The 20,780-nt window shown below is 57.9% G+C and carries 16 protein-coding genes and 2 tRNA genes; 8 read left to right on the forward strand and 10 right to left on the reverse strand.

Annotated elements, in window-relative coordinates; translation table 11 throughout:
• Nucleotides 1–428: 428 nt before the first annotated feature.
• From RBR41_RS07910 to RBR41_RS07930, 5 genes are all read right to left on the reverse strand, one after another.
• Complete coding sequence (locus tag RBR41_RS07910) at nt 429–2,132, reverse strand: GGDEF domain-containing protein (RefSeq protein WP_320352041.1); 1,704 nt, start codon at nt 2,130–2,132, stop codon at nt 429–431.
• Between the two features lie 560 nt (nt 2,133–2,692).
• On the reverse strand, nt 2,693–3,034 hold the full coding sequence (locus tag RBR41_RS07915; RefSeq protein WP_320352042.1) for a carboxymuconolactone decarboxylase family protein: 342 nt from the start codon (nt 3,032–3,034) through the stop codon (nt 2,693–2,695).
• Nucleotides 3,035–3,222: 188 nt separating this feature from the next.
• Nucleotides 3,223–4,470, reverse strand: coding sequence for a hypothetical protein (locus tag RBR41_RS07920; protein ID WP_320352043.1), 1,248 nt, complete (start codon nt 4,468–4,470; stop codon nt 3,223–3,225).
• Between the two features lie 674 nt (nt 4,471–5,144).
• Nucleotides 5,145–5,221: transfer RNA gene (locus RBR41_RS07925), tRNA-Pro, on the reverse strand.
• 43 nt (nt 5,222–5,264) lie between these two features.
• Nucleotides 5,265–5,340 (reverse strand) — tRNA-His (locus tag RBR41_RS07930).
• A gap of 259 nt (nt 5,341–5,599) precedes the next feature.
• On the opposite strand from RBR41_RS07930, the gene murA reads away from it, so the two are divergent.
• The 3 genes from murA (at nt 5,600) to RBR41_RS07945 (ending at nt 8,246) form a co-directional block, all read left to right on the forward strand.
• Nucleotides 5,600–6,853, forward strand: coding sequence for a UDP-N-acetylglucosamine 1-carboxyvinyltransferase (gene murA / locus RBR41_RS07935; RefSeq protein WP_320352044.1), 1,254 nt, complete (start codon nt 5,600–5,602; stop codon nt 6,851–6,853).
• 19 nt (nt 6,854–6,872) lie between these two features.
• Nucleotides 6,873–7,607: a BON domain-containing protein gene (locus RBR41_RS07940; RefSeq protein WP_320352045.1), complete on the forward strand. Its 735-nt coding sequence runs from the start codon at nt 6,873–6,875 to the stop codon at nt 7,605–7,607.
• 129 nt (nt 7,608–7,736) lie between these two features.
• Nucleotides 7,737–8,246, forward strand: coding sequence for a GNAT family N-acetyltransferase (locus RBR41_RS07945; RefSeq protein ID WP_320352046.1), 510 nt, complete (start codon nt 7,737–7,739; stop codon nt 8,244–8,246).
• 57 nt (nt 8,247–8,303) lie between these two features.
• Here the strand turns inward: RBR41_RS07945 and RBR41_RS07950 are convergent, their stop codons facing one another.
• From RBR41_RS07950 to RBR41_RS07965, 4 genes are all read right to left on the reverse strand, one after another.
• Nucleotides 8,304–8,807: a translation initiation factor 2 gene (locus RBR41_RS07950; RefSeq protein WP_320352047.1), complete on the reverse strand. Its 504-nt coding sequence runs from the start codon at nt 8,805–8,807 to the stop codon at nt 8,304–8,306.
• A 206-nt stretch (nt 8,808–9,013) separates the two neighbouring features.
• Nucleotides 9,014–9,517, reverse strand: a complete 504-nt coding sequence (locus RBR41_RS07955; RefSeq protein ID WP_320352048.1) for a cob(I)yrinic acid a,c-diamide adenosyltransferase — start codon at nt 9,515–9,517, stop codon at nt 9,014–9,016.
• A complete protein-coding gene (amrS, locus tag RBR41_RS07960) occupies nt 9,517–10,539 on the reverse strand; it encodes an AmmeMemoRadiSam system radical SAM enzyme (RefSeq protein WP_320352049.1) in 1,023 nt (340 codons plus the stop codon). The genes RBR41_RS07955 and amrS overlap by 1 nt, the downstream gene beginning before the upstream one ends.
• 1 nt (nt 10,540) lies before the next feature.
• Nucleotides 10,541–11,803, reverse strand: coding sequence for a hypothetical protein (locus RBR41_RS07965; protein ID WP_320352050.1), 1,263 nt, complete (start codon nt 11,801–11,803; stop codon nt 10,541–10,543).
• A 241-nt stretch (nt 11,804–12,044) separates the two neighbouring features.
• On the opposite strand from RBR41_RS07965, the gene purM reads away from it, so the two are divergent.
• From purM to gmhB, 3 genes are all read left to right on the forward strand, one after another.
• Entirely contained in the window at nt 12,045–13,109 is a 1,065-nt protein-coding gene (purM, locus tag RBR41_RS07970) for a phosphoribosylformylglycinamidine cyclo-ligase (protein WP_320352051.1), read from the forward strand.
• A 201-nt stretch (nt 13,110–13,310) separates the two neighbouring features.
• Nucleotides 13,311–13,775 (forward strand): YccF domain-containing protein, encoded by a 465-nt coding sequence (locus tag RBR41_RS07975; protein WP_320352052.1) that lies wholly within the window; start codon nt 13,311–13,313, stop codon nt 13,773–13,775.
• 311 nt (nt 13,776–14,086) lie between these two features.
• Nucleotides 14,087–14,692: a D-glycero-beta-D-manno-heptose 1,7-bisphosphate 7-phosphatase gene (gene gmhB / locus RBR41_RS07980; protein WP_320352053.1), complete on the forward strand. Its 606-nt coding sequence runs from the start codon at nt 14,087–14,089 to the stop codon at nt 14,690–14,692.
• A gap of 244 nt (nt 14,693–14,936) precedes the next feature.
• On the opposite strand, the gene fliM is transcribed toward gmhB, so the two are convergent.
• Nucleotides 14,937–15,917, reverse strand: coding sequence for a flagellar motor switch protein FliM (fliM, locus tag RBR41_RS07985; protein WP_320352054.1), 981 nt, complete (start codon nt 15,915–15,917; stop codon nt 14,937–14,939).
• A gap of 192 nt (nt 15,918–16,109) precedes the next feature.
• Here fliM and RBR41_RS07990 point away from each other — a divergent pair, with 192 nt between their 5' ends.
• A complete protein-coding gene (locus RBR41_RS07990; RefSeq protein ID WP_320352055.1) occupies nt 16,110–17,957 on the forward strand; it encodes an ASKHA domain-containing protein in 1,848 nt (615 codons plus the stop codon).
• Nucleotides 17,958–20,648: a small ribosomal subunit Rsm22 family protein gene (locus tag RBR41_RS07995; protein ID WP_320352056.1), complete on the forward strand. Its 2,691-nt coding sequence runs from the start codon at nt 17,958–17,960 to the stop codon at nt 20,646–20,648. It abuts the gene before it with no gap.
• The last annotated feature ends 132 nt before the right edge of the window (nt 20,649–20,780 follow it).

The following is a 20,780-nucleotide window of genomic DNA, read 5'->3' on the forward strand; positions in this document are numbered from 1 at the left end:
CTAGCATAAATATTTTGGGGCTGCATCATATTCGTCAATAAAACTGGTTATGTATTGTTTAATTGATACTGAATAAGTATGTTTTAAGGCGCGAGGGCAAGAACAGCACAGCTTTTGTGACAGCAATAAAAACTGAGGGTTACTGAAATTAAGGGTGGGCAGTGGAGGATTGGAGACGTGGCCCGTGGGAGCGTGGGGCCGTGATGGAGTGGGCCGTGATGGAGTGAGGGGCGTGAAGGATTGGGAGCGTGGGGCCGTGAGGAGTGGCGACGTGTGCGAGGCGCCGCTTTTGTAAAAGGCCCCCCGCAAAGTGTTTCAAAATGACATTGCCCCCTATGCGAAGGCCCCGTTATGGCGCGAAGGGCCGCATGGGGGGCAGGCCGCGCGCATCTGCAGGCAACCTTTATGGCAACCTGTGCAGCACGGGCCTACTTGCGCATCTGGGCAGCCTGCTTTTTGGCCTGGCAAACCTCACGTTGGTGGCAGGGGGTGCATGGTGAGACGCACAAGGGAGAGAGGGCCTCATTGTGCGGCGCTTCCATATTGTGCTGGTACTGACACACCCTGTTTTTCCCCTGGCGTTTTGCCTCGTACATGGCAATGTCGCCGCACCGCACCAGTTCGTCCCGGCCAATGGTGTCAGTGTCAGTCACAATGACGCCAATACTGGCGGACAGCCCCTGCCAGGGCGTATCTTTTGTAAAAAAGGACTTCATGGCCTTTTGCAGGCGGCATGCCCGGCTGATCACCTGCTCCACGCTGTGGACTTTGGCCAGATACAGAACAAATTCGTCACCGCCGATGCGGGAGGTGAGGGCTTCGTTAAAGTGTTTTTTCAAAAGCTGGGCCGTCAGTCGCAAGGCGTCGTCTCCGGCACGATGCCCAAACGTGTCATTGACTTTTTTGAAGTCATCCAGGTCTACAAAAAGCAACGCCGCCCCCGCAGGGACTGTTTCCGGCAACTGGCTGTAAAAATATCTTCTGTTGTATAGCCCGGTAAGTTCATCGGTATTGGCGCTGCGTTCAAGCATCTGCTTTGCTCTGCGTTCCGAAGTCACATCTCTGTAAATGACCAGCTTGCCGATGCGGTTCTGGAACGTGTCCAGGATCTCTTTTTCGTAGGATTCAAGGATGATTTCTTCGCCCTTTTTCCATGAGTGTATTTCAAGGTGGTCGCCCACCTGCCTCAACTGATGGTCTTTAATGGCAATGGCACGCACCTTTGAGCGGTAACTGCCCAAAACTTCCTTCACGCTCTTGAAGCGGAAAAAATCGAGAAATTTCTGGTTCGCGTTGGCAACCTTGTTTTCTTCGTCCAAAATCATGGCTGCAAAGGGCAGATTTTGCAGGATTATTTCAACCTCGGCGCTCGATTTTGTAATGTCGGTCATGTCATAGGCAATGCCCACGGTGCCGATGATAGCCCCGTGCTCATCGAATATGGGAGACTTGCGCGTCTTGAATTGCCGCATGCCCAGCTTGGTTTTCACCGATTCATCAAAGATACAGGTCGCGCCACGGGCAATGACTTCTTTTTCGGTCTCAAGGCAAACGTATTCACTCTTCACATATTCGTCCGGTTCAATATCCCATATATAGTAGTGGCCCCGTCCGATGATATCCTCTTTGCATTTTCCCACAAAATGGCAAAACGCCTGATTGACCTTGAGGTGCTTACCCTGGATGTCTTTGAACCAGATCAGGTCGGGGGTGGTATCGATGGTGGTTTCTAGGCAGTGCTGCAACAGCGCGTACTCTTTGCACAGCAAGGCGTCGCGCAGCAAGCCATTGATCCGCCGGGCGACAACGTCCGGGTTTGCCGACAAGGGCCAGATGTCGTCCAGCAGGGAAACCAGAGATTCTTGCAGGGCGGCCTCTTGCCCTGCCGTGTCTATCAGGACTATGCGCGCCGCGGGTTTGGCTGTTTTTCTAAGGTCGGGCAGCACTGCAATGTGCGTGGAATCCATGAAAAAGATATCTTCTCTGGCTCGATCCGTCGCAGAAAGGGATTGCGCTTCAGCACTGAAGGTTATCTTGTGTCTGAAGTCAGCATCAGCCTGCAAAGCCTTGAATGTAGCTTCAAGCAATGGCTCCGGAGAGCAGAGGCTGATGCGTAACACACAGTGGAACATAAACATACTCCAGTGCAAAGCTATGTTTTATTTGGTAAAAGGGATTGTCTTGTCTCTATAATACTAAAACTGTTTGTATTATGTCCAGCAGCATACATATCTGGCTCTATAGAACACTGCCGGAAAAATACGCTGGCGTCTGCCAGTGTTTGAAGGCTGACTCGAAAACACCCGCCATGTTGCGGAAGAAATCTGGCGCTGGGGCCGTGCAGAAAGGCCATACTGGTCGCAGGGAAATACTAAGTAAAAAGCATAATTGTAAATATTCGAAGAAAAAGTACCTGCTCTGTGTCGTGAAAGTGCAGCCTGTCCGCGCAAGGGCTTTGTCAGGCTGGGACTGGGGCAGCATAAAACGAGGCTCGAAGGAGGAGGGTCTGAATTCTTGGGCGGAGCAAAGAATATTTTGCCCGATTGGTCGCAAAATGGTCGCAAAATGGGGAAAAATGAGCGCAAAAAAGAAAAGCGATCATCTGCAAAATGCAGATGATCGCTTGCTTGTATCTGGTCATGACGAAAGGATTTGGACTTTCGCCCCCACTGCAAAAACAATTTTGGCAGGGCTATTTGGCAGAAAACTGGTCGAAGGCTTCAAGAATTTTAGAGGAATACACCAGTGCGGCCCCGGCGTTCAGGTTAATGGCCACAGCCAGGGTTTCCAGCAACTCATCGCGGCTTGCGCCTGCTTTTACGGCGGCATCAGCGTGCACGGAAATGCAGCCCTCGCAACGGGTTGTTGCGGCAACAGCAAGAGAAATAAGCTCGCGTGTTTTTTCGTCCAAAGCGCCCTTGCTTGATGTCGCCTTACCCAGAACCCCCAGCGCTTCTATGATGCCGGAGTTGCCATTAGCCAGCGTTCCGATGGTGCCCATACTTGCATCAAGAGTCTCTTTCCAGTTTGCCATGTTTGCCTCCTTTGTGGGTGTCAATGATCGCTAATAGTTCTTAGCCCATGATTGGCTGTTTTTAAAGTAAAAGATGTTCTGTAGAAACTGCATTGCCAAGATTGCCATGCGGAAATTACAGACGCTTTATGGAAATAACATAAGGGAGCGGTAGTATACACGGATGAAGCGTTATTAGTTTTGGACTGTTATTTCTTAACCTGCTCAAGTTTTTTTGTTGCAAGATGAAAATCATGAGCAGAGTTGAGTAGGGCGATAGTCGTACTCAATTCTGCTGTAAAGCGATCTAATGAGCGTTCCAACAGTGATAGCGCGAAACTGGTCCTGGATAGTGAATTGCGGATTTTGCAAAAGTCGCGCTCAGAATTTAAGGTATATTCGAAATTACTATCCACATCTTTTGTGTTAATTCTGTATACATCGGCACAAGAAGTGGCTGAAAAAAGTTCTTTATTGGCAGAAATAGTGTTTTCCAGTATGCGCTTTCGTGACTGGTATTTGTTCAGTAAGAAATCATACGCTTCTTTTCTGTAAGCCAGCCCTGTTTTTATCGCGATATTGTTTTCAACTATGAAATTGATTTGATCGTCATCTATATGAGTCCAACAAATGGCAAGAAATTCACCCAAAGAAAATTGTTTAATATTTTTGGATCCTATTTGCTCAATATAGTAATATTCAAAAGTAGAAGGTGTTGTTATCTGGGATGGATAAGGTAATTTAATTGGTAGTTTTTCATCAGGGGAGAATCCAAACTCTAAAGCTTGTTTGTATACTGTTTTGTAATTGTGTGTTTGATTAACGCACGCATTATAGATAGGATTTATTTTCGTATTTGCAATTACTATATTCGGTGCAATTCCCCCTTCATAAAAAAGTTTTAATATTTGTATGTCCCCTTGTTCAACCATACTGTTATATTCACGAATGTTCCAAGAAATTCCAAAATTAGCCAATTCTTTTCTTGGATCATTACTCTTTTCTTGCTTTAGCTGCCCTAGCTTTCCATGGATTTTTGCTGTGTTTTCTGCTGTTTTTTCTGTGTTTGCCGCTATTTTTTGAGACGATTCAGATATTTCAAAGAGTAAACTTTGAAATTTTTCTATTGATGAACTGTGAGAAGCTATAAACCCTTTTTGCGGATTTGAAGTTTTTGCCAAATAGGACATGACTCCAAAAACCAGAAGCGCAGTGAAAATGCTGCACCAAAGAGGAAAAAACCAGTATTTTGTTATGGAGCGCATCCGCCTGTCGACACGAGGAATGACAACCATCACGATTGTGCTGGCACATGTGATAAATAAAAGTATAGTAATATATTTACAATATGGGCCAAGCGGGGAAAGAAAATCTGTAATGGCAGCCACGAGAGAACTTGCAAAAATTCCTGTCTGTAAAACAAATCTTATAGCTTTAACTGTTTTAGGTAAAACCATAATTCACTCTCTAACTGCTATAAATATTGAGTATGATATTGAGTGTGCGTTGATATTGCTTACGGTATGCATCCGCTCTTGCATAAAATTTAGCATGATCAGCATCAGGTAAAAGGAAGCTGCGTAAGCCCCATGGAAAATTATTTCTCGTACAGGCGGCTTTCTTTTTTGAACTATTCTACAGAGTTTAACATATAGTTAAGGGAATGTCAGTATGCCTGACTGATGGCTATTGTATTTTGTATTAAATATTTTTTAAAAAGTGACTTGAAACTTACTTGCGCGTTGAGTGATCCCACAGTGCACTATAGGGATGCTATAGTTGCTTGTTACATATTATTGCTTAATATTGTAATTTGCGAACAATTGTTGGAGCGATTTAGTAATAAAGATCCGCATATAAGGAATTTTATCTGAAATTACTGATAAAATATATGTCCATATTGTTGTTGATTCATTTAAACTTCATTATACGCTGCTAGATGTCAACGCATCCTTGGCTTGCGGGTAGCCCAAGGCATGGGGATGCTCTCTTTTTGAGTGTCTCTAGGCTGGACCTCTTTGGTTCCTCGCCCCGCGCGCTCTCGCCATGCCTTTCTTCACGTGCACCCTTTCTTCACACGCAAGAAAGGGGTAGTTAAGCTTTCACTTAACTACCCCTAGCTATTTTTAATTGGTCGGAGCGAAAGGATTCGAACCTTCGACCCCCTGCTCCCAAAGCAGGTGCGCTACCAGGCTGCGCCACGCTCCGTAAAAAAACCCGCGCCGTGGCGTGTGCTGGCGCGGGAAATTTGTGGGGCGAAAGATGGGACTTGAACCCACGGCCACCTGGGCCACAACCAGGTGCTCTACCTACTGAGCTACTTCCGCCACGGGAAAGCTCTTATAAGCAGGATAATTTCTTTTGGCAAGACTTTTTTAGGAGGATGCGATCTGGATTTTATCTAGAAAAAAAATTACACTCCGCCAACCGCCGCAAGAGGCAGCCTGCGGGCCCGTACCGGCCCTGGACGGCAAGCCGTCAGTGCCCGCTCCCACTCGTCCGCGCACGTTCCGCGTATGCCCGACGGGATTAAACACCACATGATAAACATTGGCCGCAAAGCGGCATAACCGTTCGGGGATAGTTATGGACAAACTGGTCATTGAGGGCGGTCTGCCGCTTACAGGCACTATTGAAGTCAGCGGTTCCAAAAATGCGGCACTGCCCATTCTTTTTGCGGCCATTCTTGCCGAGGAACCCGTCACCATCACCAATGTGCCTGACCTGCGCGACATTCACACGACCCTCAACCTGCTTGGCGTGCTTGGCTGCGACTGCAGCTATGAAAAGGGGCAGGTGAAAATCGCCCCCGGGACGCTACTGCCCGAAGCGCCGTATGACCTTGTACGCACCATGCGGGCTTCGGTGCTGTGCCTTGGGCCATTGCTGGCGCGCATCGGTCAGGCCCGCGTGGCCCTGCCGGGTGGCTGCGCCATTGGCGCGCGCCCCGTGGATCAGCACCTTAAAGGGCTGGAGCAGATGGGCGCGAGCTTCCAACTGGAAGAAGGGTATATCATCGGGCGCTGCCGCAAGCTCACGGGCGCGCACATCACTTTTGACATGCCCACTGTTGGCGGTACAGAAAATCTGCTCATGGCCGCGACCCTGGCAGAAGGTGAAACCATTCTTGAAAACGTGGCCCGCGAGCCTGAAGTGGTGGACCTTGCCAACTTTCTGTGCGCCTGCGGCGCGCATGTCACAGGGCAGGGCACGTCCACCATCCGCATCAAGGGCGTCAGTTCGTTGCACAGCGCTGTTTACCCTGTCATGTCCGACCGCATTGAGGCTGGTACGTTTCTGGTGGCCGCGGGCATCACGGGCGGCGAGCTTTTGCTGCACAATTGCCCGTATGAGGAGCTTGAGGCCGTCATTCTCAAGCTGCGCGGCATGGGGATGGAAATCACCCCGCAGGACAAGGGCGTTCTGGCCCGCTGCTGCTCAGCGCCCCTGCGCGGCGCGGACGTGAAAACCCAACCCTTCCCCGGTTTTCCCACAGACATGCAGGCCCAGCTCATGGCGCTCATGTGCCTGGCGCAAGGGGCCAGCGTGGTGGAAGAGAGCATTTTTGAAAACCGCTTCATGCATGTTCAGGAATTGATGCGTATGGGTGCGCAGATCAAGGTTTCAGGCCATACGGCCATGGTGCGCGGCGTGCAGAAGCTCACGGGAGCCCCTGTCATGGCCTCGGATCTTCGGGCCAGCGCGTCGCTGGTGCTGGCTGGCCTCGCGGCTCAGGGCACTACGGAAGTGCGCCGCATCTACCATCTGGACAGAGGGTATGAACATATCGAGCACAAGCTCAATGCCGTGGGCGCGCGCATCCGGCGCGAAAAGCAATAAACGCCCAAAGGAGAATGTCATGCAACGCCTGACGCTTATTCTGCTGCTGTTACTGCTGGCGGGCCTGAGCGGCTGCGCTTACGGCGGCTACGGTATCATCGACGACCAACGCCTTGTTGACACCATTTCGGACGACAAGGCCATGGCCACCAAGATCAAGACGGGCCTCATGGATGAAAGCTTCACCGGGGGCTGGTCTGTTGCTGTGTACAGTTTTTACCGCCATGTGTTTCTTGTGGGCGAGATCCCGGCGGACATGCAGGGCAAGGCCATAACCATTGCCCAGAAGTACAAGCCCCTTTCCGTCACGCCGCACTGGTTTACCCCTGCCACCAGCGACAGCAACAACATGATGCTGGCCGCGCGGTTGCGTAAGGATCTCATAGGCACCAAGGGGCTTTCGTCCTCGCGGATTGATACGGAGGTGAACTCGGGCCGTGTGGTGCTGCTGGGCGTGGTCAAGGACGACGCCGAAAAGCAGCTGGCCATACAGGCCGCGCGCGGCGTGCCCGGCGTAACTTCCGTAACGAGCTACCTGATGTTGCCGCAAAAGGTCGGCCAGCTTGGCACAAGCACGCCTGAGCAGCACGATGGCGCGGGCCTCGCTGGCGATGGCATGGGCGCAGGAAGCGGATCGGGCGGCATGAACACGACCCCCGCGTCTTCACCGGCCCGTTCCGGCGGCTCTTCTTCAGGCAGTTCTTCCGGTGGCAGTTCTTCCGGCGGCGGTCTGGAAAGCAACGATCTGCCCTGACGCAGACGCTGACGAACAACAGAATCAGCAGGATGGCCCGGTTTTGGCGCAAGCGCCGTTGCAAACCGGGCCATCTCTTTTGCGCCTCCGTCTGCCAGGCGCAGCCGTGCAGCAAAAAGAGGAAAAATCATGCATGACGCCGCCATACACATACGACTCGCCACAGAGGCGGATGTGGAGGCCGTTTTTCACATCCGCACCAGCGTGAGAGAAAACCATCTTTCTCTGGAACAGATGGCGGCTATGGGCATCACGCCCGACGCCATACGGGAGGCCATTGCGGCTGAACCCTGCGCCTGGCTGGCCGAAGCGGATGGCAAAGCCGTGGGTTTTGCCATGGTTGATGCGGAGGAAGGCTGCGTTTTTGCCGCCTTTGTTCTGCCGGAGTGGGAGGGGCGCGGGCTTGGCCGAAGGCTTATGGCCGAGGCAGAGGCCAGCCTTTTTCGTAGGCACGAAACCATATGGCTTGAGACAGATGGCAGGAGCCGGGCCAGCGGGTTTTACGCGCATCTGGGCTGGCAGCCCACCGCAAGTTATGAAAACGGTGACGTGCGTTTTGAAAAAAAGCGACCCCGGCCAGCGATTAGCCTTGGGGCCAGGCGAATAGCCTTTTCGAGGCCAGGCGAAGAGCCTTTTTGAGGCCAGGCTAAGAGCCTGCCCGAGGGCACGCGAAGAATTTTTCCGAGACAGCCTTGTTCAGGCCCTGCCATTGCGCAATGCCTGGCCCAAGCGCCGCAGCCCTTCACAAGATTCGTCGCTTAGGTTTTTCCAATCCTCTTCCTTGTGGCGCAACAGGGTGGCCGTGGCTTCAAGGGCCTCCTCGATGCTGTCTGTCCAGTAGCTGACGGCACCGTGCAGCATAAGGCCGGGGCCTTCAAGGGGGCCGCGTATGCCCAGCACCGGAACCCCGGCCCCGGCGGCCAGGCCCACTTCCACCCCGGCGTCCTGCCCGGACGCGCCGTAATAGATGACCATATCCGCCTTGATGCAGGCGTCCCGGCAAAAGCTGTAGACCTGCCCGCCGTCCCTGTCCGTATCCATCCAGATGCGGCGTTCGGCGGGGGTGAGGCCGGGCGGCGGCACGGCCTTCTCCGTCCAGTCAAGAAGGCGGCAGCCCATGCCGCGCAGTTCACGTCCCAGAAGCCGCACACCGTGTTTGTGTTTGAATGAGCCAGCCACGTAGATGGTCAGTGCCGCCATGAACAATCCTTATTACCGTATGTTGTGGTGCGCTGCTTTTGTGCAGCGTTCGAGCATGTACACTTTTTTAAAGTTACAATGCCGTAAAATACACTAAGAGTTTTAGGGGGAGGGGGCGTGGGGGAGGAGACCCTTTTGCAAAAGGGTCCCTCCCCCACAAAGCATTTCTCCTTTCTTCCACAAAATATTGCAACGTGACCTTTGCCCTAGTATTCGATTCCGGGGCTGGCCTTGACGCCGGAGCGCCACGGGTGCTTGATTTCCGTCATGGACGTCACAAGGTCGGCGGCTTCCACCAGCCAGTCCGGGGCATTGCGGCCCGAGAGCACCAGGTGTTTATCCAGCTGCCGGGCAAGGGCGAGCAGGTCTTCCACTTCTTCCTGCGTCAGAATGCCCGCGCTCAGGGCGTACAGGGTTTCGTCCAGCACCAGCATGTCCACATGGGCCAGTTGCTCCCGTGCCCAGTCGAGCATGCGCAGGGCGGCCTGCCTGTGCGCGGGGCGGTCTTCATCCTTGCGCAAAAAACCGAGTCCCCCGGCCACAAAGCGCGGCCCAAGCCACTGCGACAGCATGGCCTGTTCTCCGGCCTGTCCGTCGCGTTTCATGAACTGGCCAAAAGCCACCTTCATGCCCTGACCCAGGGCTCGCACGGCCTGCCCTGTGCAGGCGCTGGTTTTTCCTTTGCCGTCGCCAGTATATACAAGAATCATCAGGTCCAGACTCCGGGCAGTGTTGTATGGCAGGAAGGGCAAACGCCCGGTGTGCCCGCCTGCATATGCATGGTTATGCTGTAGCCCTGGCGCTCAATGACCAGTACGCCGCATTCGGGGCAAAAGGTATTGCTGCCCATGGCGCTCAACGCGTTGCCGATGTACACGAAGTGCAGACCTTCCTGGCGGCCGATGCTCCATGCCTCTTCCAGTTTGGAAAGAGGAGTGGAGGGATGGTCGGCCATCTGATGCGCCCCGTGAAAGGCCGACAGATGCCAGGGCGTGTGGGCTCCCAGTTCCTGATGGATGAAGGCTGCCGCCTCCTTGAGTTCGGCGGCGCTGTCATTGACGCCGGGAATGACCAGGGTGGTCACTTCCAGCCACCAGCCAAGTTTACGCATGGCTTTGAGATTATCAAGCACAGGTTGCAGGCGTGCGCCGCAATACTGCCGATAAAAGCTGTCGCGAAACGATTTGAGATCCACGTTGACGGCGCAGACGCGGCGGCTGAGGGCCCGCAGGCATTCTTCCGACATGTAGCCGTTGGTCACGAGCAGGCAGCGGATATCGCGGGCGATGGCCAGCCCGGCGGTTTCGTACACCAGTTCAAAAAATACCGTGGGCTCATTATAGGTAAAGGCCATGCTGCGTGCATGATTTTCCTGCGCGAGCACGATCAGGTCTTCGGGCGTGGCCCTTTTGCCGGGCACGAGGCCGCTGGGGGGGATGTGGGCGATGCTGCTGTTCTGGCAGTATTTGCAGAAAAAATTGCAGCCTGCGCTGCCAATGGAGAAGGTTCTTGAGCCGGGCAAGAAATGGTAGAGCGGCTTTTTTTCCACCGGGTCCATATTGACGGCCGTAACAACGTTGCCCACAAGCGTGACCAGTTCCCCGTTACTGTTGGCGCGTACGCCGCACAGGCCCTTGTCCCCTTTTTTCAGGCGGCAGCCGTGGGCGCACAAATCGCACTGAACGGAACCCTTGTGCGCGCCGTCCAGCGCGTGCCAGAGCAGTGCCTGCATATCAGCGCCCCCCTGCGGAAGTGTTGGGGTTTATGGTGCTGTACGGCACGGCGGGTGCTGCTCCGCCCTGAGGGGGTGGGGGCTGCTGCCGCCCGGGCTGGGCTTGCTGCTGGCCCTGCTGCTGGCTTTGGGGCGCGCCCTGTTGCTGGCCCTGACCGACGTACCCAGGCTGGCCGTATCCGTGCTGGTCATAACCCTGATTATAGCCCTGTGGCGGCATGCCCATGGGCGGCCCCCAGGACTGCGGCATGTCTTCCTGCATGTTCTGTGGATCGCCCTGTTGGTGCCATTGCTGTTCATCCGCAAGGATGTCGGCCTCTTCATTGGCTCTCTGGTTGAGGGTGGGCGGGGCATAGGTCTGGCCATAGGGCTGGCCATAGGTCTGGCCGTATGGCTGGCCATACGGTTGCCCATACGTTTGGCCGTACCCCTGATTGTATCCCTGATTATATCCGGAGCCGTAGCCCTGATTGCCGTAAGTATTGTAATTGTTGCCCGGTGCGGGCTGCCGCTGGACATTGCCCTGACCCTGTGAAGGATTGGGGCCGGGGCGCGGCCCGTCCGTGGGCCAGGAGGGGCCGCCGGGATGCGGATTGCTGTTGAAATAGGGGTCTTGCTGCCAGTTGTCGCTTCCACCGCCAGATTGCGGGCCGCCAGATTGAGAGCCGCCGGATTGAGAGCCGCCGGGCCGCTGGCCTGGGTAGGGGGTATTGTGCCCGCCGGAGTGTTGTTGGCCGGGGCGCGGGCCGCCGTGATACTGGCCGTCGCCAGGGTTGCCGCCGGGGTACTGTCCTCCGGGATATTGGCCCCCCGGATGGGGATTGCCGGGGTACTGGCCTCCCGGATACTGGCCTCCCGGATACTGGCCGCCGGGATAGGGCACTCCGGGGAGCGGCCCGCCCGGATAAGCTCCGCCCGGATAAGCCCCGCCAGGGTAAACGCCGCCCTGTCCGCCGACATTATAGCTGCCGTCTGGCGACACCCAGGGGGTGACATAGATGGGCCCGTTCCATTGTTGCGGCTGCGCAGGCGGCGGGGGAGGCACAACTGAAGTGACAATGTCCCCATTGCTGTCGCGCCGTGTACTTGTATGTGCCCGGCGGTTGGGGCCGCCTTCAAGGTCTTGCGTGCCCCATACCTGTGCGCCGCCCTGTTGTCCGGGTGGCGGAACGTACTCTTCGTCTCGCCCGGCCGCCGGGGCGGGGCAAACGCCCCACAGGACGCAGATCGCGCACAGCAGACATATGGACGTAAGTTTTTTCATGGCTACCTTCTTGATGGTAGTATGCGCATGTTCTTTCCCGGCTTTACTCTAGCAGTGGCGGCGAAACTAATCTACGAAAAATGGCAGGATCGGCACGCCGGTAAAAAAACGGGACAGCCCCCCCACGGCGGATGAAGGAAAAAAAGCAGCCAGAAAAAATCGGCGGCGCGCAATGGCAAAAAAGTCGCTTGGGCTTTGCGGCAAAATCTGCTAAAGAACGCCAATCCAAAGGAGGCTACGGATGTCCAGCGATCGCGCAAAAGCCTATACGCAGGCAGGCGTTGACATTGAAGCGGGAAATACCCTTGTTTCGCGCATCAAATCTATGGTGCAGAGCACCCAGACCAGGGGTGTCATCTCAGATATAGGCGGCTTTGGCGGCCTGTTCCGACCTGACCTCAGCGGCATGAGCGAGCCTTTGCTGGTTTCCTCCACGGATGGCGTGGGCACCAAGCTCAAGCTGGCCTTTGCTTTTGACAAGCACGATACCGTGGGCATCGACCTGGTGGCCATGAGTGTCAACGACATTTTGGTGCAGGGGGCCAATCCTCTGTTCTTCCTGGATTATTTTGCCACGGGCAAGCTTGATGTGGATACGGCGCAGACCGTCATCGGCGGCGTGGCCGAAGGCTGTCGTCAGGCCGACTGTGCCCTGCTTGGCGGTGAAACCGCTGAAATGCCCGACATGTATGCCCCCGGCGAATACGATCTCGCGGGCTTTTGCGTGGGCATTGTGGACAATGCCAAACTCATCGACGGTTCGGCCATCCAGGTTGGCGACCACATCGTGGGCATTGCCTCCTCCGGTCTGCACTCCAACGGCTATTCCCTGGCCCGCAAGGTACTGGAAAAGAGCGGTCTCAAACCTGAAGACGCTTTTCCCGGAGCCGATGGGGCCACCGTGCGCGAAGTCATGCTGGCGCCCACCATCATTTATGTTGAAGCCGTGCGCTCCCTTCTGCGCGACCTCAAGGTCAAGGGCATGGCCCATATTACCGGCGGCGGCTTTTACGACAATATCCCCCGCGTGTTGCCCGCCCAGGTCGAGGCCCGCATCAATTTCGGCAGTTGGCAGATGCCCCCGGTCTTCCGCTGGCTCAAGGAAACGGGCGACCTTTCCTGGCCGGAAATCCTGCAGATTTTCAACGGCGGCATAGGCTATGTGATGGTGTTGCCCCCTGATCAGAGTGAAGAGGCCATCAGCCGCATTCAGGCCTTCAACCTGCGCGCCTGGCACATCGGTGATGTGGCCCGCCGCAGCAAGGGCGACGGCGGCGAGACCGAGCAGGTTGTGGTGAACTTCTAGATCATTTAACACTTGAAATGCTCGCGTACGGCAGGCAAAAGCCCGCCTGCTCGCATTTCGTGACAAGGATTTTTCAGAAAAATCCTTGCAGAGCAGTTAACTCATTTCATTCGTGAACTGCTCTAATACAGAGCAACGGGAGAGCAAGCGCAAACTGAGCTTGCTCGGTACCGTCGTGTACCCTGATGTGGGAGAACATATATGAACAGTACCCTGGGCTGCCTTGGCAACGCGCTGTGGTTTTTGCTGGGTGGGGTTTTTATGGGCCTCATGTGGTGGCTGTTCGGCGTGCTCTGCTTTATCTCCATTGTGGGCATCCCCTGGGGGCGCGCGTGCTTTGTCATGGGCAACTTCGCCTTTTTCCCCTTTGGCAAGATGCCCGTTTCGCGCGATGTGCTGACAGGCTCCCCCGATGTGGGCACGAGCGTGTTCGGCACAGTGGGCAACATTATCTGGCTGCTGTTCGCGGGCATCTGGATTGCCATGGGGCACCTTGTGTCCGCCGCCGCATGCGCGGTGACCATTATCGGCATTCCTTTCGCATGGCAGCATGTGAAGCTGGCTGCCCTGGCCCTGTGCCCCATTGGCAAGACCATTGTGCCCGCTCCTGTGGCGCAGGCGGCCGAAGAAGCCGCGACACTGCGCGACTACCACGGCAGACGCTGAGCAAGCGCCTGAAAAGTCTTTTCCGGCCCCATGTTCCTTTGAATATGGGGCCGTTTTGCGCTTCTGGAGCATAAAAAACTTTTTGGCAGAATCCCCGCGCCCTGCGGCGCACGGCATCTTCGTGCAGCGTGAGAGCTTCTCACCTTTGAAAAAGATCAAAGGCCCTGGGGCCTGTGCGGATTTTTTTGCAATTGGCCAGGCTTTGCGGCATGATGGGCGACGCATATCTGTGGTTTCCAGCGGCTTCAGGACACAAAGAAGCGGGTTCGGCGCAGGCGGCACTCCGCTCAAGAACGGTCAGGAGAAAGCATATGGTGGAAGGTAAGGTTTTGCGGCGGGCAGTATTTCTTGACCGTGACGGTACCCTGAACAAGGATGTCGGCTACGTACACCGCAAGGAAGACTGGCAATGGCTGCCCGGCGTGGCCGAAGCGCTCAAGCGCCTGCGGGCCGTGGGCTATGTGCTTGTGGTGGTGAGCAACCAGTCCGGCATCGCGCGCGGCATGTATGACCGCGAAGCGTTGCGCCTGCTGGAAGAATGGGTCAATGAGGAACTGGCCGCCAAGAACGCGGCCATAGATGCGTGGTACTACTGCCCGCATCTGCCGGAAATCACCGGCCCCTGCGAGTGCCGCAAGCCCGAGCCGGGGCTCCTGCTGCAAGCCGCTCGCGATTTGGAGCTTGATCTGGCCAATTCCTGGATGATCGGCGATCGCGTGCGCGATGTGAAGGCTGGTCTTGCGGCGGGCTGCCAGAGCATCTTGCTGCACCCCGAAGGCAGCGACAACAGCGATGACGATGACGTGCCGGACGGCGTGGCCGTGGTGCCGCATTTGCCAGCGGCGACAGTGCGCATCCTGGCTCCGCGTATGCGTCAGTTACGCGCAGCGCGCATGCTGGAAAAAATGAAGGAATGAGCAAAACAAAAATATGCCCGCTGTCGGCAACGCGCCCTCGCCTTGAGGGTGCGCGCCACAGGGGGCCTTTGTGGTAAATTGAAAGGCCCGGCTGGTTACGCTGTAACACCGGGCCTTTGCGTATGGGAAAAATGTGATCTTTCGTCTGCGGCTGGCGTCGGGCGGCGTCGGGCGGCGTCAGGCGACGTCAGGCGACATCGGGCGCGCAGATATGTCGGGACAGGCGGGCGGCTGCAATCCGCAATCAGGTGTATTGCGGCTCGTTTTCCTTGATAATCTGAAAGGATTTCATGGCTTTCACGGTGCCGGCTATTCCCTGATATTTGCAGACTCCGGCCACGGTGCAGTTCAGCAGGTCTTCCTGATCCTTGTCCAGCACAAGAACGTCGCCAACCTGCATGCGCAGCAGCTGGTTGCCGGTGATGGTGGTGCCGCCGAAGTGTACCTTGAGTTCAATGGGCGTTTCCAGCAGGCGCTCCTTGAGGCGCGCCACCCAGGCGTGGTCCACTTCAAGGCGTTCCGTCTGAAAGCTGGCGTGCAGCTTGGAGCGGATGGGCTCGATGGTGGCGTAGGGCAGGCAGATGATCATGGAGCCCAGAGCCGTATCCAGCTCAACCTCAAAGGTGATGACGACAACGACGTCGCTGGGCGGCACTATGGCGGCGAACTGCGGATTGATTTCGCTGCGCACCAGTTCCAGCTTCACGTCGTGTACGGGCCGCCAGGATTCTTCCATATTTTCCAGGGCGATCTTGACGATCTTGTCCACCACGGCCTGCTCGATGCGGGTAAATTCACGGCCCTCCACCTTGGGCTGTGAGCCAGCGCCGCCAAAGACGCTCTCCACCAGGGCAAAGACCAGGCGGGAGTCCACAACCATGATGGCATTGCCGCGCAGGGGATCCATCTTGAAGATGTTGATGGACGTGGGCACGGGCAGGGAGCGCATGAACTCGCCGAACTTGGTCATATCAATGGATATGGGATTCAGTTCAACGCGCTTGCGCACGGAGTTGGAAAGGGCGTTGGTGCAAAGCCGGGCGAAACGGTCATTGACGATTTCAAGCACGGGCATGCGCCCGCGTATGATGCGGTCCTGATTGGCAAGGTCAAAGGCCACAATGCCGGAATCGTCTTCCGGGGTCTCAACTTCGCTCTCAATTTCGCCGCCGGAAAGCCCGCGAAGCAGGGCATCCACTTCATCTTGCGCCAAAACTTTGTTCATGCCAGCCCCAAAAATGTCTGGTGAGGGTTTGCTTTTTTCTTGGTCACCTATTGCTGAAAAACATTGCAAGAAAAAGGCCATTTTGACAAGGGCAGACAAAAGAGGACAGGGGCGCGCAGCGTGACCGCGTGGCCGCGCCTTTTCCTTGCCAACCATGGCCCCTTGAGGCAGGCTACATCCGGAGCGATATCCATGCTGTTACAAATTTTTTTTGCCGCCGGAACCACCGCATCCTCTGGGGAAAACGCGGACGCAAAACCCCTTGAAATAGAGGCTGCGCCGGGCCAAAGCCTTTCGCAGGCCATCTGGCTTTCCGGGCAAATGCCTCCCCAGCCCCTGTGCGGCGGACTTGGCCGCTGCGGCCGGTGCCGGGTGCGCTTTGTGGCAAACGCTCCCGCGTCCCTGCCCGCCGAAGCGGACGTTTTTTCCGCCAGTGAACTGGCTGCGGGCTGGCGTCTGGCGTGCCGCCGTCAAGTGCCTGACGGAGAAAGGCTCGCGCTGGAGCTTCCACAGGAAAGCATGGCCTCGCCGTCTGGCCCGGAAGATGTTGCCGCCACGGAAGTGGGGCGCCATATGCCGCACACGACGGGCAGCAGCAGTCCGGCTGAAATTTCGGCAGGCAGCCCGGCAGGCGTCGTGACGGGCAGCCTGGCCGACAGTCAGGCCGACATGTCTGCAGAAAAGCCCGTTCCGCTGGCTCTGGCTGTGGACTTGGGCACAACGTCCGTGTACTGGCGCGCCATTGTCCTTTCCGGCGATGGAGAAAAAGAAAACGCGGCGGACGTTGTGGGGCAGGGCAGTTTTCTGAACCCGCAGGCCGGGGCCGGGGCGGACATCATGTCGCGTCTGGCCGTGGCGCGGCAGCCGCAAGGCCGCAGCGTGCTGTCCCGACTGGTGCGGCGCAGCCTGCGAAATGTGGTGGATTTTCTTGAGCAAAAAGGGGCGGGGCGGGTAGAGGGTCTGTGCATGGCCGCCAATACGGCCATGACGGACATTTTTTTGGATCTGCCTGTGGACGGTCTGTGCGCCGCGCCCTACAGGCTTGCGCATGGCGGGCATGAAACGGTACAAGTGCCCGGCCTGCCGCCAGTGTATATCCCGCCCTTGCCCGCTCCCTTTGTGGGTGGCGACGTGAGCGCGGGGCTGGCCGCGCTGCTGGCCGGGGGCACGCCGCGTCCCTTTGTGCTGGCAGACCTTGGCACCAATGGCGAACTGGCGCTTGTGGACGCGCAGGGCAGGCTTTTGCTGGCCAGCGTGCCGCTGGGCCCGGCCCTTGAGGGCATTGGCCCGCAGTGCGGGCAACTGGCCGGGCCGGGGGTAATCACGGATTTCAGCCTTGCGCCCACGGGCCTTGAGGCGCATTTTTTCGCCCGACGGCCAGAAGATGACCTGCGTGAGCACGGCGGGCACTGCCCTTGCCCGTCCTGTCAGGCTGTCAGCCGTAAAGCCTCCGCCAGCGGACTTCCGGGCCCGGCGGCGGAAGACGGCAGGGCGCGGGGCATCAGCGCCACCGGTTATGTGTCCCTGCTGGCCGTGCTGCTGCGGACAAAACTTGTGCGCGAGGACGGCGGCTTTGAATCCGCCCCGGCCATGCCCCTGGCCCGCAGGCTGGCCGCATGCCTTGAGCCGGGCAAGGACAGCGGGGGCATGCGCCTGCGTCTGCCCCACGGCATGTGGCTGTGCGCCGCTGACGTGGAGGAACTGCTCAAGGTCAAGGCGGCCTTTGCCCTGGCGCTGGAAAGCCTGTTGACGGCGGCGGGGCTTGCCCCCGGCGATGTGGCCGCCCTGTGTCTGGCGGGCGCTCTGGGCGAACACGTGCGGGCGCAGGATCTTGAAACGCTGGGCTTTTTGCCGTCGGCTCTGGCTCCGCGCCTGCGGGCCGTTGGCAATGCCTCTTTGGATGGCGCGGCCCTTTTGGTTCGCAACGCGCAGATGCGCGAAAACCTGGCCGCCCTGTGCGCCACAGCCCGATTACTGCCCCTTGTGGAAGAAAAGAATTTTCATCAGAACTATTTGCGCCATATGCGCTTTGGAGCATAAATGTCAGATCAGCAGAAAAAGAAACCGCGTCCGGACCGTTCCCGCAACGGCGAAGCCTCCCACAAGCCCGCAGACAAGCCCGCAGACAGACCTGCAAAAAGGCCTGCGGACAGGGACAGGACAGCAGACAGGCCCGGTCAGGGCAAGGGTGGCGAAGGCCATTCCCGGCCCGACAGGGCGGGCGCGGGCAAACCCGGCGGTTCGCGCAACGGCAGACCTGGTCAGGACAAGGGTGGCGAAGGCCATTCCCGGCCCGACAGGGCGGGTGCGGGCAAACCCGGCGGTTCGCGCAACGGCAGACCCGGTCAGGACAAGGGCGGCGAAGGCCATTCCCGGCCCGACAGGGCAGGAGCGGGCAAACCCGGCGGTTCGCGCAGCGGCAGACCCGGTCAGGACAAGGGCGGCGAAGGCCATTCCCGGCCCGACAGGGCGCGCCCGGACAAATCCTATGAGGACAAAGGTAGGCCCGAAAAAGCCTGGCCCGAAAAATCCGGGCATGAAAAATCCGGGGCCAAAAAATATGAGCCCAAAAAATATGAGCAGGACAAGGGCAGATCCGGCAAAGCCGGGTCTGACAAAAACTGGCCTGGCGAGGGTCGTGACAAGAGCCGTGGCCAGAGCCGTGGTCAGGACAGAGACCGGAGTTGGGGTCAGGACAAAGACCAGAGCCGGGGCCAGAGTCGCGGACAGGACAGAGATCGGAGTTGGGGCCAGGACAGAGACAAGAACCGGGATCAGAGTCGTGGGCAGGAAAGAGACCGGAACTGGGGCCAGGATGCAGGCCGGGGCAGGGACAACGGGCCTCGTCCGCCGCATTCTGGAAGACCGCGCTCAGACGCGCCGCGCTCCGGCAGGGGTGGGGCGTCAGCCGAAGGCAGGCCCGACACTAGAAATACTTTTGACCGCGCAGATGGTCAGAACAGAAACAGGGCTGGATTTACCAGAGACGGACGCGACCGGGACGGACGCGACAGGGACGGTTTCAACAGGGATGACTTCAACCGGGACAGGCGTGAATCCGTAGCCGCCCGTGCTCCGCGTCCTGCCATGGCCCAGAGTTACGCCTGGAAGGGAGCAACGCCGCTGTTTCCGCCTTTGACCGCAGAAGCGCGCGCCATTCTTGACCAACTGCCGGAAGTGCTGGCCCGCGTATGGCCCCTCAGCGCGGCCCACCGCCGTTCGCTGCCCGATGACATAGCCCGGCTGTCACGCCTGCTCACCACCGAGCGGGCGGCCCTTGACCGTCCCTACTGGAGTACCCCGGCCTTTGTCAGCGCGTATATGTACTATTTTCTGCCCTGGAATCTGGTGCGGCTCATCCGCCTGCTGGCGGCAATGCCCCTGCCGGACCCGCAGGCCGTCGTGGCTCAGGGCGGCAAGGCTCTGCTGATTGATACCGGCTCCGGCCCGCTGACCCTGCCCCTGGCCCTGTGGCTGGCCCGCCCCGAGTGGCGGCAAGTGCCCATTCAGGTGCTGGCTCTGGACAGTTCGTCGCAGCCGCTGGAACTGGGGCGCAGCCTCCTGCACGAAGTGGCAGCCCTGACCTTCCATCAGCCCTGGCAGGTGCAGATCGTGCGGGCTCCGCTGGAGCAGGCCGCACGACAGGCAGCGCCGCTGCTGGCCGGAGGCCAGGCCAGGCCCTGGCTGGTCAGCGCCGCCAACGTGCTCAATGAACTGCGTTTCGGCAAAAGAAGCGGCCGTGCCAGCACGCTTGATTCCTACGACGAAGACGACGCACCCCTGATGGGGAGAATGGACGATCCCGATGCGGAAGGACGCGCCGATTACGGCCAGTCGGCGGATCCGGACGAACGGCCCGACGATTGCCGTGAGGAGCGGCTTGCGCGTTTTCTGGACGCGCTTGCGCCGCTGTTCCGCAGCCATGGCCGCTCCGCCACGGACAGCGCGGAAGGCCAGTCTTCTGGCCCGGCCCTGCTTTTTGTGGAACCCGGTACGCGCCTTGGCGGTTCCACCATTATGGATCTGCGCCATCTGGCTGTGGAGGGCGGGCTTACGGCCCTGGCCCCGTGCCCGCATCAGGCGGCCTGTCCGCTGCTGGGCGGTCAGGGAGGCCGCACCTGGTGTCACTTTACCTTTGGCAGCGAAGACGCGCCCAGATGGCTTGAAGACCTTTCCGCCGATGCCGGACTTGGCAAAAGCGGTCTGAGCCTCGCGCCGCTCCTGCTTTCGCCCGTGGCCGCGCCGGAAGTTGCGGCAGGTCAGGAACAGGGGCGCAAAACTTCGGGCAGCATGAAGGCCCGCGTGCTCACAGCGCCTTTTGCCGTTCCCGGCCTTGCGGGCCGTGGGCGCTATGCCTGTGCCGCCTGCGGCCTGCTGTTGCTGGAAGATGCCGAAGGGCTGCCGTCCGGCAGCCTGCTTGAGGTGCAGGTGCCCCCGGACGCACGACGCGACGCCAAGAGCGGCGCGCGCATTGTGCGGCGGCCGGGTTCAGGCGCGTTGCCCGCCGGACATGGTTCTGCCTACGCAAGTCCTGCGGCCCCTGCAGAAGGCACGCCGCGACCGGCCAGGCCAGCCAGGCCGGCCCGTCCGACCATGCCGACCAGGCCGGGCCGCCCGGCTCACACGGACCGTCGGGATGCTCCGGCCCGTCCGGCCTCACGTCGGCCATCTTCCGATCGCAATTCCGGCAGGCCGCAAAGGAGCGGTGGAAAGGGCGGGAAAAAAGCGTAAATCTATTTTTTCACGCAGTGCCAACCCCCACAGGGCGCGCCTCCCCGCGCGTTTTGTGGGGGTTTTTGTACGGAAAATCCCTCTTAATAAAAATATCTATCAATATGTAAAGTCATTTAATTCAGGCTGTTA

The sequence above is a fragment of the Desulfovibrio sp. genome (assembly GCF_034006445.1).
Taxonomy (GTDB): Bacteria; Desulfobacterota; Desulfovibrionia; order Desulfovibrionales; family Desulfovibrionaceae; genus Desulfovibrio.

Coding starts and splice junctions, on each gene's coding strand:
- RBR41_RS07975 (WP_320352052.1), top strand. CDS start 13,311: ATGAACAGTACCCTGGGCTGCCTTGGCAACGCGCTGTGGTTTTTGCTG.
- RBR41_RS07990 (WP_320352055.1), top strand. CDS start 16,110: ATGCTGTTACAAATTTTTTTTGCCGCCGGAACCACCGCATCCTCTGGG.
- RBR41_RS07965 (WP_320352050.1), bottom strand. CDS start 11,803: ATGAAAAAACTTACGTCCATATGTCTGCTGTGCGCGATCTGCGTCCTG.
- fliM (WP_320352054.1), bottom strand. CDS start 15,917: ATGAACAAAGTTTTGGCGCAAGATGAAGTGGATGCCCTGCTTCGCGGG.
- RBR41_RS07945 (WP_320352046.1), top strand. CDS start 7,737: ATGCATGACGCCGCCATACACATACGACTCGCCACAGAGGCGGATGTG.
- RBR41_RS07940 (WP_320352045.1), top strand. CDS start 6,873: ATGCAACGCCTGACGCTTATTCTGCTGCTGTTACTGCTGGCGGGCCTG.
- RBR41_RS07915 (WP_320352042.1), bottom strand. CDS start 3,034: ATGGCAAACTGGAAAGAGACTCTTGATGCAAGTATGGGCACCATCGGA.
- RBR41_RS07920 (WP_320352043.1), bottom strand. CDS start 4,470: ATGGTTTTACCTAAAACAGTTAAAGCTATAAGATTTGTTTTACAGACA.
- RBR41_RS07910 (WP_320352041.1), bottom strand. CDS start 2,132: ATGTTCCACTGTGTGTTACGCATCAGCCTCTGCTCTCCGGAGCCATTG.
- RBR41_RS07950 (WP_320352047.1), bottom strand. CDS start 8,807: ATGGCGGCACTGACCATCTACGTGGCTGGCTCATTCAAACACAAACAC.
- RBR41_RS07995 (WP_320352056.1), top strand. CDS start 17,958: ATGTCAGATCAGCAGAAAAAGAAACCGCGTCCGGACCGTTCCCGCAAC.
- purM (WP_320352051.1), top strand. CDS start 12,045: ATGTCCAGCGATCGCGCAAAAGCCTATACGCAGGCAGGCGTTGACATT.
- murA (WP_320352044.1), top strand. CDS start 5,600: ATGGACAAACTGGTCATTGAGGGCGGTCTGCCGCTTACAGGCACTATT.
- amrS (WP_320352049.1), bottom strand. CDS start 10,539: ATGCAGGCACTGCTCTGGCACGCGCTGGACGGCGCGCACAAGGGTTCC.
- RBR41_RS07955 (WP_320352048.1), bottom strand. CDS start 9,517: ATGATTCTTGTATATACTGGCGACGGCAAAGGAAAAACCAGCGCCTGC.
- gmhB (WP_320352053.1), top strand. CDS start 14,087: ATGGTGGAAGGTAAGGTTTTGCGGCGGGCAGTATTTCTTGACCGTGAC.